Here is a 17,278-nt window from a genome sequence, read left to right as displayed (position 1 = left end):
ATCCCGCCCGGGCGCATCAGTGTCCCGTCGGCGCCCGCCGTCAGGTGCAACGCGCGAGCGAGGGAACGTAGTCGGCCGCAGTGGGCGGCACGTCTTTCCGGCACGCCGCCTGTCGCGGCGTGACCGACGTGGGCTGTCGTTTGCGCCCGAGCTCGTTGCACAGGGTCGAGTCGTGCTCCGTGAGATCGGGCGGCGGCCGCGACGTCTGCTCGTCGACCACCGAGATGCGGCAGCCCGCTTCGCCCGCATCCTCGGAGACGCGATAGGTATGGGCCGGTTCGGTGATGAAACTGACGAGGTACTCGCAGCGGTTGCCGACCAGGTCCACCGCGCCGGGGTCGCCCTCGGCGCCGCGCGTGGCCCAGCGCTCCGAGGTGCCGAACAGGAACACGCGCTGGGATCCTTCGACCTCGAGCGACTTGTCGCTCGGGTCCTCCGTCCCGGTCGAAAGCCCGCGCGTGCGCGCGCCGTTGCAGCGGACGTCGCGGTAGACGCGCAGGTAGTTCACTTCGGCCGCGTCCGCGGGTGCGTTCGCACCGACGAGCACCACCTGTGCGTGCTCGCCGAGCGGCGCGAGGCGCACGCCTGCGCAACCCGCGCACGACACCAGCGAAAGCGACAGCAACATCCGCAACGGCTTGCCCATGGAAGCTCCGCGAAAATGCGTTGATCCGGTCGCGCCTCGATGCGACGCGCATCGCATCGAAGCATGCCGCCATCTACGAAGATGTTCGCATATTTTTCGCGCCTCGTGGCGGGCGCGTCATGCATCGAGCACGCGATCGAGTCCGCGATGCACGCCGACGAGGGTGGACACGCGGCGGATCGCGAGCAGCGCGCCGTCGACGTACGGTTTCGCGCTGCTGCCGGCCTGGTGGCGCAGCACGAGCGTCTGGTCGGGTATGCCGAACACGACGTCGACGCCGAGCACCTGGCCCGGCAGGCGCAACGAATGCACCTGCGTGCCGGCGAGGCTCGCGCCGCGCGTCGCGGCGGGGCCGATCGCCTGTTCCGCCGCCACGGTCGGCTCCGGCGGCTTCACCTGCGACATGCGCAAGGCGAGCTCGCGCACGGTACCACTCGGCACGTCGCGCTTGCCCGCGCTGCCGTAATCGATGATCTCCCAGTGCGACAGGTGCCGCGCGGCGATCTCGGCGAATTTCTGCAGCAGCACCGCGGTCAGCGCGAAGTTGCCGCAGGCGAGCACGCCGAGGCTGCGCGCCCGCGCGAGCGCGTCGATCTCCGCGTAGTCATCGTCGGCGAGGCCCGACGTGCCGACGACGGCGTGCGCACCGTGTTCGAGCGCGGCGAGCACGTTCGCCTTCGCCGACTCGGGCCCGGTGTACTCGACGAACACGTCGCAACCCGCGGCGAGCGCTTCGGCCGCGGTCGCATGCAGGCGCACGCCATCCAGGCGCGGATCACCGATCCGCTCGCCGAGGCTCCGTCCCGCACCGCTGCGCGACACGCCGCCCACCAGTTCGAGGTCGGACGCGGCGGCGATCCCGCGCGCGAGCTCCGAGCCGGCCCAGCCGGTCGCGCCCGCGAGGCATGTCCTGATCCGCATCGAAGCTCTCCCGTTCGGCCCTATTGGCCGGATCCCGGGCGCGATTATCGGTGCCTGCGCGCGCGCCGCAACGGCGCGCGCGCAAGGGATCGCACATCGTGCGGGTCATTGTGCAGAATGCGAAGACGGCGCGTGGCGCCGCACGGGTGTCCAGCTCGTCCACGCTGGAGGGGTCATGAACCGCATCGCTGCAACGACCGTCGTCCTCACGCTCGCCACGGCCGCTTGCGCGCGGCCCGATGCCCCCGCGTCGCAGGCCTCGTCGCACGTTTCGACGACGGCGCAGCCGCCCGCTCCCGCGTCGCCCGCCTCGCCGGGTCCGACGCTCGCGCAGTGGGCGCAAGGTGCGCGCCTGTTCGACGACCTCGGCACGTACGCGCATCCGGTCACGACGCGCGTGCCCGAAGCACAGGCCTGGTTCGACCAGGGGCTGCGCCTCATCTACGCGTTCAACCACGACGAGGCCGCGCGTTCGTTCGCGCGTGCGATCGAACTCGATCCGCAGTGCGCGATGTGCTGGTGGGGCGCGGGTGAAGCACTCGGGCCGAACTACAACATGCCCGCGATGCCGGATCGCTGGAAGGCGCTGTGGCAGTCGGTGCAGGCCGCGCAGCAGCACGCCGCGAACGCAGCGCCGGTCGAACAGGCGCTCGCGGCGGCACTCGCGACGCGCTACGCAGGTCCCGACGCACTCTCGCCCGAGGCGATGCAGCCGTACAACGTCGCCTACGCGAACGCGATGCGCGAGGTCGCGCGACGCTTTCCGAACGACGACGACGTGCAGGTGTTCTTCGCCGAAGCGCTGATGACCGCGAATCCGTGGAAGCTCTGGAGCAACGACGGCGTCGCCGCGCCGGGCACCGACGAGATCGTCGCGACGCTCGAGCGCGTGCTCGCGCGCAACCCGCAGCACCCTGGCGCGAACCACTACTACATCCACGCGGTCGAGGCCTCGCCGCATCCGGAGAAAGCGCTCGCCGCTGCCGAGCGTCTGCCCGCACTCGAACCCGGCGCCGGCCACATCGTGCACATGCCGTCGCACATCTTCCAGCGCGTCGGCCGCTACGCGGAATCGGCGGCGGCGAACCGCGAAGGCGTGCGCGTCGACCTCGCCTACATGGACCGCGCGAAGCCGGCGGAATGGACGTACTACGGCATGTACCTCGCGCACAACTACCAGTTCCTCGGTTACGCGGCTGCGATGCAGGGCCGCTCGGCCGAATCGCTGCAGGCCACGCGCACGATGCGCACGCACCTGTCGGACATGATGCTGCACATGGGCGCGGGGCTGGACTGGTACGCGGCGCAGCCGTGGTTCGCGATGGAGCGCTTCGCGCGCTGGTCCGACCTCCTCGCCGAACCCGAACCTGCTGCCGACCTGCCTGCGATGCGCGCGGCGTGGCACTACGTGCGCGCGAGTGCGTACGCGGCGACCGGCAAGCCCGACGATGCGGCGCGTGAAAAGGCCGCGCTCGACGCGATCGCGACGAGCCTGCCCAAGGACGCGCCGGCGGGGCTCAACCGCGCCGGCGATCTCGTCGCGGTCGCCTCGCAGGTCGCCGGCGCGCGCATCGCCCTCGCGCGCGGCCAGCGCGACGAGGCGATCGCGCTGCTGCGCGACGCGGCCGCGAAGGAAGATCGCCTCGCCTACAACGAACCGGCCGACTGGTTCGTGCCGGTGCGCCACCTGCTCGGCGCCGAATTGCTGAAGGCCGGCAAGGCGGCCGAGGCCGAGGCGGTCTACCGCGAGGACCTGCGCCAGCATCCCGACAACGGCTGGGCGCTGCACGGGCTCGCCGCCGCACAGAAGGCACAGCGCCGCACGCGCGATGCAGCCGCGACCGGGCAGCGCCTGAAGGCGGCCTGGAAGGACGCTGACGTCGCCTTGACCGCGTCGGTGCTCTGACGCTGCACGCGCATCGCCACGCGTGGATCAGCGCGTGCGCTCGTAGTGGCGCACGTGCAGATCCTTGCCCGAGAACGGCGTCGCGACCGCGAACTCGACGAGCACGTCGCCGGCGAGCAGCAGGAAGCGCACGCGATCGTTGTCGGCCGCTTCCGCATTCGCGCACTGCATGAGCACCTGGCGATAGCGCTTGCGCGGATCGAATGGCGCGACCGCCGCGGCGTTGGCACCGTCTGCGCCGAAACTGCCCGGCTTGGTGCCGCCGCCGTCGTAGAAGTAGCCGAGCGTGGTCAGCTGCGGACTCTGCCCGGCGGCCGTCACCTGCGGGAAATAGGTGAGGCCTCCGCTGTAGCGCAGGGCACAGTCCTCGACGTCGCGCACCGGCTCGGCCGCCTGTTCGGCGTGGACGTCGATTCGCGCGTTGCCGTCGGCGTCACGGCGGATGCGCGCATGGCCGCGCGCCTCGTGCATCGGCCCGAGCCAGTTCGTCGCCTCGCGCTTGAGTTCCCACTCGCCGTCCCAGCTCGCATCGAGGCGACCGGTGTCGCTGCGCATGCCGTCGGGCACCCATTCGTGGTGCCCCACGCGATGCAGCAGGAATACCGCCCAGCGCGGATCCTGCTGCAGGTAGCGGTCGACGCCGGCTTCGGCAGCCGCGAGCGTGTCGGCACGTTCGCGGCGGAACGCGGCTACGTCCGGCCCCGCCGCGGCGACCTGGGCGTCGCCGTAGAAGACGATCTTCGGACCCGAACGCCAGTAGTCGATCCCGCTCCACGGACTCGGCGACCCGCCGTAGTAGAGCTCGGGTCCCCAGGCGAGGAAGCCCGGCGTGAGCGACGTCCGATTGAGGTGCAACTCGGCGAACGCCGCGGTCTTCCAGCCTGCACTGTTCGTATGCGGCAGGATCGTGAACGCGCGCGGCGCATCCTGCATCACCGCTTCGATGACCGCCCAGCGGCGGAACGCGTCGAACTCGTCCGCGTCGCGTGCGACGTTGCCGCCGGCGTCGATGTCGATGAAGTCGAAGGCCATCGCGCCGTGGCGCAACGCCTCGAGCACGCGTTGCTGGTTCTCGCGCAGCGCGCGCTTGCCGTCCGGTTGTCGCTGCCAGTTGACGATGTCGCGCTGCGGGTCCATCGCCGGGACGAAGCCGATCCTGCCGAGGCGCGTGCGCGCGATCGCCTGGCGCGCCTCGTCGTCGTCGCAGGTCGATTCGATGCCGCGGCGATCGAGTACGGGCGTCGTGCTGCACTGGCGCAGGATCACTTCGGCAACCGCGTCGCCGTGCTCGATCGCCGTGCGCAGCGGCGCGAGCCAGGCCGCATTGAGCGCGTCGCGATAACGCGCATAGTCGGCGTACGCCTGCGCGGTCGCCGCGACGCACGCGCGCGAGGCCGCTTCCGCGCGCGCCGCCTCGGCCGCGCTCGGCTCCTCGCCTTCGTCGCCCTCGGGCCAGCAATGGTCGGTGTCGTCGCTCGCGAGGTGCGCCTCCACCTCGGCGACGTCGCGCCGCAACGCCCACACGTCGATGCGCCCCTGCGCGTCGACGACGGCGGCAGGTTTGAATGCGATCGGCACACCCGGCGTCTCGACGGCAACAGCCTCGATCGAAGCCAGCGCGACGACCGACGCCACGATTCCCATCAACCCCATGAAAAATCCCCGAACGACGCGCGCCATTCCACGTGCACGGCAGCCTGGCGCATGCGCGTGTCCGACGCCGGTCGCAATTCTGACCGTCCGCTGGCACTGCTGCGCGGGCACCGGCCACGCGGGTTCGCGCAGCAGGTCGCCGTCGTCACGGCAGCGCGGCGCGCCTAACGTTCCTCGATGGTGTTGCTCGACTTGTCGACCACGTAGTGGATGACGTCGCCGTTGTAGCTGCAGGTGATCTTCAGGCGCGTGTCGGACTCCTGCTCGAATTCCTTGACGCGGTCGCACGACTTGCCGACCGCAGCGAGCATTTCGCGCATGCTCTTCTTGAGTTCGGCTTCGTTCTTCTGCAGCTGCGCCTCGGCTTCCTTCGCGACGCGATCGGCGTGCTCGAGGTCTTCGGCAGTCGCTGCATTCTTGTCCGAACCCGACGAGCACGCGGTCATCGCGAGCGCCAGTGCGCACACCCAGTACGGCTTCGACATCGATATTCCCCTGGTAAAGAAAACGGCGGACCCGGCCGCCGTCCGGGCGATTGTGTCACGGCGTTGCGCCGCGTCAATCGGAACCACCGGAACCCCGGCGATGCAGGCGCCGGTTCTGTCGAAATCGACGCCTCTGCTTCGACATGTCGGGAAAGCCGCCGTTTTGAGCGCGGCACCGGAGTCGCGGATGGCACCCAACGGACCCACGGGCGGGATCGCATGTCCAGGCCGGTGGCGCATGGCGAGGCGATGGCGGCGCGCAGTCGCGTTCGCGCCGCTGCTCGGCCTCGCGGCCTTCATCGCCTACGTCGCGCCGAGCGCGTGGCTGCAAGCGGAACAAGCGCAGATACCGGCTGCGCCACCGGCTGGCTGCGCACTCCTGCTCGGCTACATGGCGTGGCCGATCGGCCTCGCCGCGTGCCGCGGCCGGCGCCGACGCTATCCACCGTACTTGACGAGCGTCGCCGCCGCGTCGAGCGCGCCGAAGTCCTCGCTCCAATCCTCCATCAGCGCGATCAGCATGAGCTTCTCGAACTCCTCGTCGAAGCGTTGCACGATCGCGTCGGGGTCCTTCACGCGCTTGCCGTCGCCGATCACGCCGAAATGCACGCGGCCGTTGTAGCTGAGGATCGACAGGCCGAGGCCGATCGAGCCGGTCTGCGGCACCCAGAACATGAGTTCGCGCACTTCGACGCCGGCCATGAACAGCGGCTGCTGCGGGCCAGGCACGTTGGTCGCGACCGCGGTCGCCTTGCGGCTGAACAGCTCGAGCGCCGGTCCCTGCAGCGCCGCCGGCGCCATGCCGAGCGCGGCGAGCAGGCCGAACGCGACGACCGCCTGGCGCCGCCCCTTGAGGTCGCGCATGCACGCGGCCACGCGCTCGAGCCGACGCAGCGGATTCGGTTCGCCGATCGGCAGGTCGAGGAACACGAGGCCGAAATGGTTGCCGAGCTTCTTCGCGTGCTCGAGCGGACGCAGGTTCACCGGCACGGTCGCACGGATCGTCAGGCCGTCGACGTCGTCGCCCTGGTCGCGCAGGTAACCGCGCAGCGCACCTGCCGCGCACGCGAGCAGCACGTCGTTGACCGTGCAGCCGAGCGCCTTGCCTAGCGTCTTCACTTCCTCGAGAGGCAACGGCTCGGCCCAGGCGACGCGCTTGGCGACGCCGAGCCGCCCCTTGAGCGAGGTGACGGGATCGTCCGAGAGCGTGAGCGCGATCGCGAGCTCGCGCGTGATCTCGCTGCCTTCGTGCGCGAACTCGGCGGCGACCGCCGGGTCGGCCATCATCTGCGCGAGCCTGGCCCAGGTCTTCTCGCCGAGCGCTACCACCTTGTGCAGTCCGCCCTGCATCGGCTCGAGCAGGCGTTCGAGCACGCTGCCGCGATCGCGCTTGAGCCAGGTCTTCGCGAGTTCCGCCTGCGCCTGCGCCTGCGGCGCGGTGTCGGTGAGCGACAGCAGCACCTGCACGAGCGCGAGGCCGTCCGCGTAGCAATGGTGGATGCGCGCGATGAGCACGCCGCCACCGCGGTAGCCCTCGATGACGTGGAACTGCCAGAGTGGTTTGGACATGTCGAGCGGCGAGGACGCGAGATCGCTCACGAACGCCTCGAGTTCGGCCTTGTCCGCGGCACCCGGCAACGCCGCGACGCGCACGTGCCAGTCGATGTCGAAGTCGCCGTCGGTTTCCCACCAGGCGCCGTTGACGCCGACCACCGCCTTCTGGCGGAAGCGGCGGAACGCGAGGAAGCGCTCGGCGAGCAGCGCCTTGATCCGCGCGGGATCGAGCGGGCCGGCGAACATGAGCACGCCGGTGATCATCATGCGGTTGGTCGGCCGCTCCATGCGCAACCAGGCGGTGTCCACCTTCGACATCGCCTCGCGCGCGCCACCTTCCAGTTCGGACACTCTCGACCTCCCCCGCGGGCGCGGCGACGTGGGTGCCGCCTTGCGCTTCCTGTAGGATCGGGCGCGCGGCGAAAAAACGCAACGCGACGCGCCCGACCGATCGCGCCACGTTCCTGGACGTCGCCCTCGAGGATGAATCCCATGCATCACGGTGCCGAAATCCTGCTGAGCCTGTTCGCGATCTTCGTCGCCGCGCAGATCGGCGCGGAGATCGCGCAGCGCCTCAAGCTGCCGGGCGTCGTCGGCGAGATCGTCGCCGGTTGCGCGATCGGCCCCTCCGCCCTCGGCCTCGTGAACGCGGAACAGATCGCCGCCGGCACGCCGCTCGACGTCCTCGCCGAGATCGGCGTCGTGCTGCTGCTGTTCGCGGTCGGCCTCGAGACGCGCCTGGACGAACTCAAGAAAGTCGGCCGCAGTGCGTTCCTCGTCGGCGTGCTCGGCGTGATCGTGCCGTTCGCGCTCGGCGCGTTGTGGGCGCACGGCAATGGCTTCGAGTGGACCAAGTCGCTGTTCGTCGCGGCCGCGTTCGTCGCGACTTCCGCCGGCATCACCGCGCGCGTGCTGCAGGAGCTCGGTGCGCTGTCGCGCATCGAAAGCCGGGTGATCCTCGGCGCGGCGGTCATCGACGACATCCTCGCGATGTTGCTGCTCGGTGTCGTCACCTCGCTGCAGGGCGGCGAAGGCGTCAACATCAAGGGGCTGCTGTTCGTGCTCGCGCAGGCGATCGGCTTCGTCGTCGTGATCGGCTGGGTCGGCACGCGCGTGATGCGCGCTCGTGCGCACTGGCTCGAAAGGCCGATCAATCCGCTCTCGCCGCTGACGATCGCGCTGGCGATCTGCCTCGGCCTCGCGTACCTGTCGACCGAGTTCGGCCTCGCCGCGATCATCGGCGCGTTCCTCGCCGGCATGATCGCCTCGGAGGTGCCGCAGCGCGAGGAACTCGAGCACCAGATGCAACCGCTGCTCGCGCTGCTGACGCCGTTCTTCTTCGTCGTCACGGGCGCGAAGATCGACCTGTCCGTGTTCGCCGACCCGAGCGCGCTGTGGATGCTCGCGGTGGTGACGATCATCGCGATCGTGTCCAAGCTCGCCGGCGGCTGGCTCGGCGCGCTCTCGCTCGGCCGTCGCGGCGCGCTCATCGTCGGCGTCGGCATGGTGCCGCGCGGCGAGGTCGGCGTCGTCATCGCGAGCCTCGGCCTCGCCGCGGGCGTGTTCTCGAACCAGACCTACGCGGTCATCGTCGCGATGTCGCTGCTGACTTCGATCGTGACGCCGCCCGTGCTGTCGCTGTTGCTGCGACGTGCGCCCGCCGCACGATCGCAGGGCTAGGGCTGCGCCTTCGCCGCGCGGCCGACCGCGTCGCGCACCGTGTCGAAGCGCGGATCGCGCGCGAACAGCGACGGCGACATCTCGCGACCGGCCGGCATGTCGAGCAGGTGCCGCAGCAGCTCGACCGCCTTGCGCGGGTCGCCGACGCGGATCTCGATCTCGGCGAGCGACAGCAGGTAGCACGGCCCGTCGACGGCGTCCGTCGCCAGCGGCAGCAGCTCGGCCGCGCGCCGGCCTGCCGCGAGCGCGGCGTCGGCGTGGCCGAGCCCGGCTTCGGCGAGGCCGAGCAGGCTGGTCGCGGCAGGATCGTCGGGTTGTTTCTCGAGCAGCGCCTGCAACGCGGCACGCGCGTGTTCGTAGGCGTCGCGCGCACGAGCCGTGTCGCCGGCGAGTTCCCACGCCTGCGCGCGCAGCAGGTCGGTCGGAATCGAGCTCGGCGTCCACGGCGCCTCGATCGTCGACGGCGCGCCATCGAGCACGGCGAGCGCAGCCGCCGCGTCGCGGCGCAGCCACGCCGCGACGAAGCGCGCGGTCGTCGCGAACCCGTCCGGATTCGCATCGGCCGGCAGGCGCGCGAGCGTCTGCGCCGCGCCGTGCGAATCGCCGCCGATCTCGCGCGAGAACGCCTGGCTGATCGCGCTCGTCGCGCTGTGCGGATCGATCACCAGCGCACGCGCGTAGGCGACGTCCGCTTCGGCGTAGCGCCCCATGTTGGTCAGCGTGTCGCCGACGAGCATCGACCATTGCGGGTTGCGCGGGTCGAGCACCTCGGCACGGCGATAGCCCGCGAGCGCGTCGTCCCACTCGCCGCGGCGACGCTGGATGTTCGCGATCGACGCGTTGACGTCGGCGTTGCTCGGCATGTCGCGCAGGGCACGGCGGAACTCGGCGAGTGCGGCGGGATAGTCGCGCCGGCCGTAGTAGTGCGCGTAGCCCATCGCCAGGTGCGACTGGGCGAGGTCGGGATCGAGCTCGAGCGCACGTTGCGCCGCGCGCAAGCCCGCGGCGGCGCGCGCGGGCGTGTGGTCGAGCGGCAGCCAGTAGGCATGGCTTTCGAGGTAGGAAAGGCGAGCGTAGGCGAGCGCGAACGCGGGATCGCGCGCGATCGCCTGTTCGTAGAGCGAGCGCGCGAGCGCGGTCGCCGCGTGGCGGTCGTTGGCCGTGCCCATCTCGACCTGCAACGCGGAATACTCGGCGCGCAGGAACAGGTCGTACGCTTGCGCGTCCTGCGTCGGCAGGCGCGCGAACCGGCTCTGGTCCGCCGGCAGCAGCTTCGCCTGCAGCGCCGACGCGACCTGCTCGGCGACGTCGCTCTGCACGGCGAACACGTCGGCGAGCGTGCGCCGGTAGCTGTGCGCCCACAGCTGCGTGCCGCTCGCGGGGTCGATCAACTGCACGTTGATGAGCACTTCGGCGCCCGACTTCTGCACATTGCCCTCGAGCACGCTGGCGACGCCGAGTTCGCGCGCGACGTCGGCGAGGTCGGCCGGGCGGCTCTCGTACGCAGCCGTCGAGCGGCGCGAGACGACGCGCAGGTCGCCGATGCCGGACAGCTGCGCGAGGATCGTCTCCTGGATGCCGCTCGCGAAATACGCGTTGGCGGGATCGGCGCTGAGGTTGGCGAACGGCAACACCGCGATCGAATGCGGCGGTGCACTCGCGGCAGCCGGCGTTTCGGGCACGCGTACGTCGAAGTGCCATGCGAACGACGCCACGATCGCGATCGCGAGCAGCGCGAGCGCGGCCGCGATACGACGCGACGCGGGTGTCGCCGTCGGCGCGGGGGCCGTCGCCGGCTCCGCAGGCGCCGCGACGACCTCGGGCTGCGCTTCGGCTGCCAGCGGCGTCGCCTCGGCGGCACCCGCCTCGTCGGCGGCGTCGATCTTTTGCGCCGCAGCAACGAAGCGGTAGCCGTGCCCGCGCACGGTCTCGATGTACGCGGGCGCGTCGCCGGTGTCGCCGAGCGCACGGCGCAACGCGCTGAGGTGCCAGGTGAGCGTGTGCTCCTCGACGATCGTGTCGGGCCAGAGTGCCGCGTACAGCGCCTCGCGCGACTGCAGCCGCCCCGCATGCTCGACCAGCAGCAGCAACAGGTCGAACGACTTGCGCGTGAGCGCGACCTCGGCGTCGTCGCGCAGCAGGCGGCGCTCCGCGGCGTCGAGCTGGAACGGGCCGAACCGGTAGACGGCGCGACCCAGGATTGCGGTTTTCGCGAGCATGGTCACGCGGCAGGGCCGTCACACATGGATCACACGGAAATTACACCCACGCCTACGGCGCTGCACAGGGCGGACGATAGCCGATGTCGTATCCCTTGTGCTCCCCCAACGCTGGCGAGGAAACATCCGTGTCGAAGCTCCTGCATCCCTTCCTGCCGCTCGCCGCCGCGGTTGTCGCCATCGTCGCGGCGAGTGCGGCCACGCCTGCCGTCGCGAGCAGCGTGGCCACGCCGGCGAGCGCCGTGCCGGCGTTGATCCCGGCCCGTCTCGCGGCGCTGCAGCATGTGCGGACCCCGCCGACGGCAGTCTCGCGCGTCGCCGCGCCCTCCCCGAATGGCAGTGTGCCGTGGCTCGAACAGGAAATCCTCGCCACCGACGGCATCCAGGAAGACACGTTCGGCGCCGCCGTCGCGATCGACGGCGACGTCGCGATCATCAGCGCGCCGCAACCCGGATCGACGACCGGCGGCATTCCGGCCGGCCCCGGTCGCGCCTACATCTTCCGCAACGAAGGCGGCAGCTGGGTGCAGACCGGCGTGCTCACCGCGGACGACGGCGTCGCCGGCGACTTCTTCGGTTATGCGGTCGCGATCCAGGGCGACACCGCGCTCGTCGGTGCCCACTTCGCGAGCGTCGGCGGCCACGCGCAACAAGGCGCGACCTACGTGTTCCGCTACGCGGGCGGCACGTGGACGCAGACGCAGAAACTCGTCGCCGCCGACGGCACCGACCAGAGCTACTTCGGTGCGGCGGTCACGCTCGACGGCGATCACGCGTTCGTCGGCGCCTATGCCGCGACGATCAACGGCAACTTCGGCCAGGGCGCCGTCTACGCGTATTCCGGCGTGACCGGCGAGTCGTTGCAACCGTCGGGTGAAATCATCAACCCGGACGGCGTCGCCAACGACCAGTTCGGCTACGCGGTCGCCGCGCACGGCGGCAGCGTGATGATCGGCTCGCCGAACGCCAAGGTGGGCGACAACGCGGCGCAGGGCGCCGTGTTCCTCTACGAGGACATCGGCGGCAGCTGGACGCAGGCACAGGAGATCGTCGCGGTGGATGGCGTCACCAACGACGCATTCGGCCTGTCGGTCAGCTACGACGACGTACACGCCCTGGTCGGCGTGCCGGTCGGCAACGGCTTCCTCGGCGAGTTCTACGCGTTCACGCTCGACGCGGGCACGTGGACGCAGACGCAGAAGATCCTCGCTCCCGACGGTGCAACCGACATCTTCTACGCGGTGTCCGTCGCGTTGTCGGGCGATCGCGCGGTCGTCACCTATCCCGGCTACGGCTCGGGCCAGGGCCGCGTCGACCTGTTCGGCCTCGATGCCGCGGGCGACTGGAACCTGTTGCAGGCGTACGAGCATCCGTCCGGCGATCCGGCCGACCTGTTCCCGTACTACGGTTTCTCGGCCGGCATCTCGGGCGGCACGTTCCTCGTCGGCGCGTACGGGCGCAAGGTCGGCGACAACCTCTACCAAGGAGCGTCCTACTTCTACACGCGCGACGAACTGTTCAGCGACGGCTTCGACGGCGGCTGAACGGATCACGGCGCCTGCCGCGCGCGCGGCAGGCGTTGCAGCGACATGCCTCAACGCGACAACGCGTCGGCGTCGTAGCGCTCCATGAACTTGTCGGGGTTCGCGAGCGACGTGAAGCCGTATTGCGCGTACAGGCCGTGCGCGTCGCGCGTCGCGAGCATGAAGCGGCGCACGCGTTGCAGGTCCGGGTGGGCGAACACGAATTCCATGAGCTGCTTGCCGAGCCCACGCCCGCGGGCCGCGTCGACGACGAACACGTCGCACAGGTAGGCGAAACCGGCGCCGTCGGTCACGACGCGCGCGAAGCCGAGCTGGCGCTCGCCTTCGTAGGCGCCGAAACAGAGAGAACGCTCGATCGAGCGCTCGACCAGCTCGCGATGGATACCGGGCACCCAGTACGACTCGCCCGCGAGGAAGGCGTGGATCGAATCGATGTCCAGGCGTGCGCGATCGGTGGAGAATAGGATGCCGTCGACCGTCCGCTCGTGGTGCTCGCCCATGCCCTGCCCGTCCTTCCGCCTGCTCTCGTGGATCCTGTTGCTCGCCGCACTCGCAGGTTGCGCGACGCCCGTCTTCAAGGACGGGCCCGCGACCTCGCCGACCATCGCCGAGGTCGCCGCGGCCCCCGAACGCTATCACGACGGCGAAGTCGTCTGGGGCGGCAAGATCGTCGCGGTCGAGAACCTCGCCGACACCACCGAAGTGCAGCTCGTCGCCTATCCGCTCGCGCGCGGCCAGCGTCCCGACACGCGCGCGCCGTCGCAGGGACGCTTCGTGCTCGTGCTGCCCGGCTTCGTCGAACCGATGGACTACCCCGCGGGCCGCTGGCTCAGCCTGCGCGGCCGCATCGCCGGCAGCGAGCTGCGCACGATCGACCGTAGCGAGGTCGTTCACCCGCGCGTGGCGCGCGCCGACGTGCACTTGTGGCCGCGGGACTTCCCCGACGACCGCGGCCATTGGAGTTTCGGTGTCGGCGTGGGGGTCGGGATCCGGTGAGTGGGTTGCCGCCGACGCGCGGAAGCGCATCGTCGCGGCGTAGGGTGGGACGCAGCGCGCGAGAACGCGTGCACTCGCGATGCGCTGCGACGCGAGTCCCATCGTGCGCCGACACCGCGGTACCGCTTCGTCGGGATCGTTGCGGTGGGACTCGCATCGCAGCGCCATCGCGCGACCCGGATGCTTTCGCGCGCTGCGTCCCACCCTACCGCTCCCGCAAACGGGAAAGGCAAATCCGAAACGCGCGTTACTCGCCCTCACGCAACGCGAACGCCAGCAGATAGTCACCCCGCGTCGTCCCGAGCTTCGCATGACCGCCGGCCGCGACGACGACGTACTGGCGTCCGCCCGCTTCGTAGCTCATCGGCGTCGCCTGCGCTCCGGCGGGCAGGCGCATCGTCCAGACTTCCGCGCCGGTCGACGTGTCGAACGCGCGCAGGTAGTTGTCGGTGGTCGCACCGATGAAGGTGAGGCCGCCTGCCGTCGTGAGCGGGCCGCCCATGCCGGGTGCGCCTTCGATGTCCCAGAACGGCCACGGCGCACGATCGCGCGACGTGCCGAGCGGCTTCGACCAAGCGATCGTGCCGCGGGCGAGGTCGACCGCGACGAGCTTGCCCCACGGCGGCGCCGTGCACGGCGCGCCGAGCGGCGACTTCAGCAGCGTGCGCCGCATGCCGTAGGGCGTACCGCGCTGCGAGGCGAATTCCCAGCCTTCGTACGTGCCCGAGTCGTACTGCGCGTCGAGTTCGTCGCGCGGGATCAGCGCGACGACGAACGGCAGCTCCATCACGTTCGCGACCAGCAACCGCCGCTGCGGATCCCACGCGCCGCCGCCCCAGTTCGAACCGCCCGCGTAGCCGGGGCGCTCGATCGTGCCGGCAAGGCTCGGCGGCGTGTAGATGCCTTCGCTGTGCAACGCGGCGATGCGATCGCGGCAGGCGTTGCGGTCCCAGAACGTGAGGCCCCATGCATCCTCGGGCTTCACCGGTGCGTGCGAGACGAGCGGCGGCAACGCGGAGAACGGTTGCGTCGCCGACGGCACTTCGCCCTCGACCGCGTCCTGCGGCACCGAGCGCTCCTCGATCGGGAACAGCGGTTCGCCGGTTTCGCGGTCGAGCACGAACACCTGCCCGGTCTTGTGCAGCTGCACGAGCGCGGGGATATTGCGCCCGTCGCGTTCGAGATCGACGAGCATCGGTTGCGAGGCGACGTCGTAGTCCCACAGGTCGTGATGCACGAGCTGGCGCCCCCAGACCAATTCGCCGGTCGCCGCGCGCAACGCGACGACCGAGTTCGCCCACTGCATGTCGCCCGGTCGCACGCCGCCGAAGAAATCAGGGCTCGCCGATCCGGTCGGGACGAACACGAGGCCACGCTCGGCGTCGACCGCGAGCGGCGCCCACGCGTTGGCCGCGCCAGTCCAGTGCGCCTGCTGCGAATCGACTTCGCCGAAGTCCGGATCGGCCGCATCGGCGGGCACCTTCGCGGCGCGCGGGATCGGATCCCAGTGCCACAGCTCGCGGCCGCTGCGCAGGTCGAACGCGCGCACGACGCCGAGTTCGAGATCGGTACCGCCGTTGTCGCCGATCGACGAGCCGACCACGGCGACATCGCCGGCGATCGCCGGTGGCGAGGTGACTTCGTACTGGCCGACGCGCCGTTCCGACAGGCGCACGCCCTTGGACAACATGACTTCGCCACCACGACCGAAGTCCGTGCACGGCTTGCCGTCCGCGGCGTCCAGCGCGATCAGGCGCGCGTCGATCGTCGCGAACAGGATGCGCCGCGCGCATGGCGCAGCGGTGTCCGCATGCGCGTCGCGCCAGAAGCTCACGCCGCGCGAAGCCATCTCCGAATAGTCGAGGCCGCGCGGCACCTTCGCGTCGAACTGCCAGCGTACGCGGCCGCTCGCCGCATCCAGCGCGAACGCCTTGCCGGTCGCGGTGTCGAAGTAGAGCGTGCCGTCGATCATCAGCGGCGTCGCTTCGAACGTGAGCGCCGCGCGCGCCCGCGCGAAGCCGTCGCCGAGCTCGCCGGTACGGAACGACCACGCGAGTTCGAGCCGGGCGACATTCGCGGGCGTGATCTGCGCGAGCGGCGCATGGCGCTGGCCACGACCGTCGCCGCCGTACGCGTTCCATTCGAATATGGCGTGCGCGGGCAGCGCGGTCGCGAGCCCGGCGAGCAGCAGGATCGTCCTCATCGTCGCCCTTCCTCCCAGTCCCTGCGGAGATTGGACGCGCGGCGCCGTGCCTCGACAAGCACGAAGGGACGAACGGGACGAACGACGACGCGGGCGGGACATCGCCTTGCGGTCGCCGCGGGCGCGCCCGACAATCGGCCGACCGCCTCCGACTGAAACGCCATGCGCACGTTCGCGAAAGTCGCCATCGGCATCCTCGCCGCATTCGGTGCGATGCAGCTCGCAGGCCTGCTGCTCCTCCTGACCCGCGGCGCCGGGCCCGGTACCGTATGCATGGTCTATCCCGTCATGGATGTCCCGTCCGCCGCCGGCGACGCGCGTGCGACGGTCGAGAACCACCAGTGCGGCGAAGGCGAACTGCGGACGGACATCTCGGTGTCGGCCAAGGGCCTCGCCGCGGGCGGGGGCCAGACGGTCTTCAGCGCGCGCTCCGCGCTCGTACGCGCAGGCTCCTATTCACCCTTGCAACTGCGCGTGACCTGGCTCGACGAGTCGCACCTGGAGATCCGCTATCCGCGCGGCGTCAACCCCGACACGCGCGAAAGCCGTGTCGGCGTCGTGCACGTCAACTACATCGAGGCCGAAGGGTCTCCTCCCTGACGGATGACGGATGCCGCATGACGCGTGGCGCGCGGGGTTGAAATGCGCGCGAGGCGTCCCGAACAAGGGCAGCGCTCCCCCTGCCACCGAGGCAACGTGCGCATCACCTACATCGGCGGCCCGACCGCCCTCGTCGAGATCGGCGGCTTGCGCCTGCTGACCGATCCGACCTTCGACGTCGCCGGCGGCGAGTACCGCGCCGCGTCCTATTCGCTGCACAAGACACAAGGCCCTGCGCTCGCGCGCGCGGCGCTCGGCCGCATCGACGTCGTGCTGCTCAGCCACGATCACCATTTCGACAACCTCGACACGTCCGGGCGCGCGATGCTCGGCGAGGCCGGCGTCGTGCTCACCACGCGGGCCGGTGCGCAGAGGCTCGGCACGCCGGCGATCGGCCTCGCGCCGTGGCAGATGCACGACGTCGCGCTGCCCGACGGCGGCACGCTGCGCATCACCGCGACGCCCGCGCGCCATGGCCCCGACGGCGGCGATCGCGGCCCGGTGGTCGGCTTCGTGCTGCAACGCGTGGGCGACGCCGGCGGTGCCGTCTACGTGAGCGGTGACACGGTCTGGTACGACGGCGTCGCCGAAGTCGCGCGACGCTTCCCGGTCGACGTCGCCGTGCTCAACATGGGCGCGGCGCACGTCGCTGTCGCGGGCCCGTCGCACCTCACCTTCACCGCCGACGAGGGCGTCGAGTTCGCGCGCGCGTTCGAGCAGGCGACGATCGTCCCGCTGCACTACGAAGGCTGGGCGCACTTCACCGAATCGCGGCGCGAGATCGACGCCGCGTTCCGCGCGCACGCGCTCGAACACCGCCTGCACTGGCTCGCACCGGGCGTCGCGACCGCGTTCGCGGGCGCCGCCTGAT

General features: G+C 70.7%; 14 protein-coding genes. 6 read left to right on the top strand and 8 right to left on the bottom strand.

Features of this window, described 5'->3' with window-relative positions; all coding sequences use genetic code 11:
* Nucleotides 1-40: 40 nt before the first annotated feature.
* The gene (locus FHW12_RS16335; RefSeq protein WP_182532101.1) at nt 41-646 is read right to left on the bottom strand and encodes a hypothetical protein; all 606 of its coding nucleotides are present in this window, start codon (nt 644-646) and stop codon (nt 41-43) included.
* Nucleotides 647-763: 117 nt separating this feature from the next.
* Nucleotides 764-1,567 carry a 4-hydroxy-tetrahydrodipicolinate reductase gene (gene dapB, locus FHW12_RS16330; RefSeq protein ID WP_182532100.1) on the bottom strand — a complete coding sequence of 268 codons (804 nt, stop codon included), beginning with the start codon at nt 1,565-1,567 and terminating at the stop codon, nt 764-766.
* 175 nt (nt 1,568-1,742) lie between these two features.
* Here dapB and FHW12_RS16325 point away from each other — a divergent pair, with 175 nt between their 5' ends.
* Nucleotides 1,743-3,473: a tetratricopeptide repeat protein gene (locus tag FHW12_RS16325; RefSeq protein ID WP_182532099.1), complete on the top strand. Its 1,731-nt coding sequence runs from the start codon at nt 1,743-1,745 to the stop codon at nt 3,471-3,473.
* Between the two features lie 27 nt (nt 3,474-3,500).
* Here the strand turns inward: FHW12_RS16325 and FHW12_RS16320 are convergent, their stop codons facing one another.
* From FHW12_RS16320 to FHW12_RS16310, 3 genes are all read right to left on the bottom strand, one after another.
* Nucleotides 3,501-5,126, bottom strand: coding sequence for a hypothetical protein (locus FHW12_RS16320; protein ID WP_182532098.1), 1,626 nt, complete (start codon nt 5,124-5,126; stop codon nt 3,501-3,503).
* A gap of 164 nt (nt 5,127-5,290) precedes the next feature.
* Complete coding sequence (locus tag FHW12_RS16315; RefSeq protein WP_182532097.1) at nt 5,291-5,611, bottom strand: hypothetical protein; 321 nt, start codon at nt 5,609-5,611, stop codon at nt 5,291-5,293.
* Between the two features lie 438 nt (nt 5,612-6,049).
* Entirely contained in the window at nt 6,050-7,516 is a 1,467-nt protein-coding gene (locus tag FHW12_RS16310; RefSeq protein WP_310735265.1) for a WS/DGAT/MGAT family O-acyltransferase, read from the bottom strand.
* Between the two features lie 141 nt (nt 7,517-7,657).
* Between FHW12_RS16310 and FHW12_RS16305 the strand changes: the two genes are divergently transcribed.
* Nucleotides 7,658-8,845, top strand: coding sequence for a cation:proton antiporter (locus tag FHW12_RS16305; protein ID WP_182532096.1), 1,188 nt, complete (start codon nt 7,658-7,660; stop codon nt 8,843-8,845).
* Here FHW12_RS16305 and FHW12_RS16300 read toward each other — a convergent pair.
* A complete protein-coding gene (locus FHW12_RS16300) occupies nt 8,842-11,064 on the bottom strand; it encodes a winged helix-turn-helix domain-containing protein (RefSeq protein ID WP_182532095.1) in 2,223 nt (740 codons plus the stop codon). The genes FHW12_RS16305 and FHW12_RS16300 overlap by 4 nt on opposite strands.
* 128 nt (nt 11,065-11,192) lie before the next feature.
* On the opposite strand from FHW12_RS16300, the gene FHW12_RS16295 reads away from it, so the two are divergent.
* Complete coding sequence (locus FHW12_RS16295) at nt 11,193-12,608, top strand: hypothetical protein (protein ID WP_182532094.1); 1,416 nt, start codon at nt 11,193-11,195, stop codon at nt 12,606-12,608.
* A gap of 50 nt (nt 12,609-12,658) precedes the next feature.
* Here the strand turns inward: FHW12_RS16295 and FHW12_RS16290 are convergent, their stop codons facing one another.
* Complete coding sequence (locus FHW12_RS16290) at nt 12,659-13,108, bottom strand: GNAT family N-acetyltransferase (protein ID WP_182532093.1); 450 nt, start codon at nt 13,106-13,108, stop codon at nt 12,659-12,661.
* On the opposite strand from FHW12_RS16290, the gene FHW12_RS16285 reads away from it, so the two are divergent.
* The gene (locus FHW12_RS16285) at nt 13,107-13,604 is read left to right on the top strand and encodes a Slp family lipoprotein (protein WP_182532092.1); all 498 of its coding nucleotides are present in this window, start codon (nt 13,107-13,109) and stop codon (nt 13,602-13,604) included. The two genes, FHW12_RS16290 and FHW12_RS16285, sit on opposite strands and share 2 nt — an antisense overlap.
* A 247-nt stretch (nt 13,605-13,851) precedes the next feature.
* Here FHW12_RS16285 and FHW12_RS16280 read toward each other — a convergent pair whose 3' ends face one another.
* Nucleotides 13,852-15,807, bottom strand: a complete 1,956-nt coding sequence (locus tag FHW12_RS16280) for a pyrroloquinoline quinone-dependent dehydrogenase (RefSeq protein ID WP_182532091.1) — start codon at nt 15,805-15,807, stop codon at nt 13,852-13,854.
* A 162-nt stretch (nt 15,808-15,969) separates the two neighbouring features.
* On the opposite strand from FHW12_RS16280, the gene FHW12_RS16275 reads away from it, so the two are divergent.
* Together FHW12_RS16275 and FHW12_RS16270 are read left to right on the top strand one after the other, a co-directional pair.
* The gene (locus FHW12_RS16275) at nt 15,970-16,407 is read left to right on the top strand and encodes a hypothetical protein (protein WP_182532090.1); all 438 of its coding nucleotides are present in this window, start codon (nt 15,970-15,972) and stop codon (nt 16,405-16,407) included.
* Nucleotides 16,408-16,503: 96 nt separating this feature from the next.
* A complete protein-coding gene (locus FHW12_RS16270; RefSeq protein ID WP_220484492.1) occupies nt 16,504-17,277 on the top strand; it encodes an MBL fold metallo-hydrolase in 774 nt (257 codons plus the stop codon).
* Nucleotide 17,278 lies beyond the last annotated feature (1 nt).

This window comes from Dokdonella fugitiva, from assembly GCF_014138265.1.
GTDB classification, from domain to species: domain Bacteria; phylum Pseudomonadota; class Gammaproteobacteria; order Xanthomonadales; family Rhodanobacteraceae; genus Dokdonella_A; species Dokdonella_A fugitiva_A.
The sequence above is the reverse complement of the archived record's forward strand: the minus strand, read 5'-3'. Positions and strand labels throughout refer to the sequence as shown.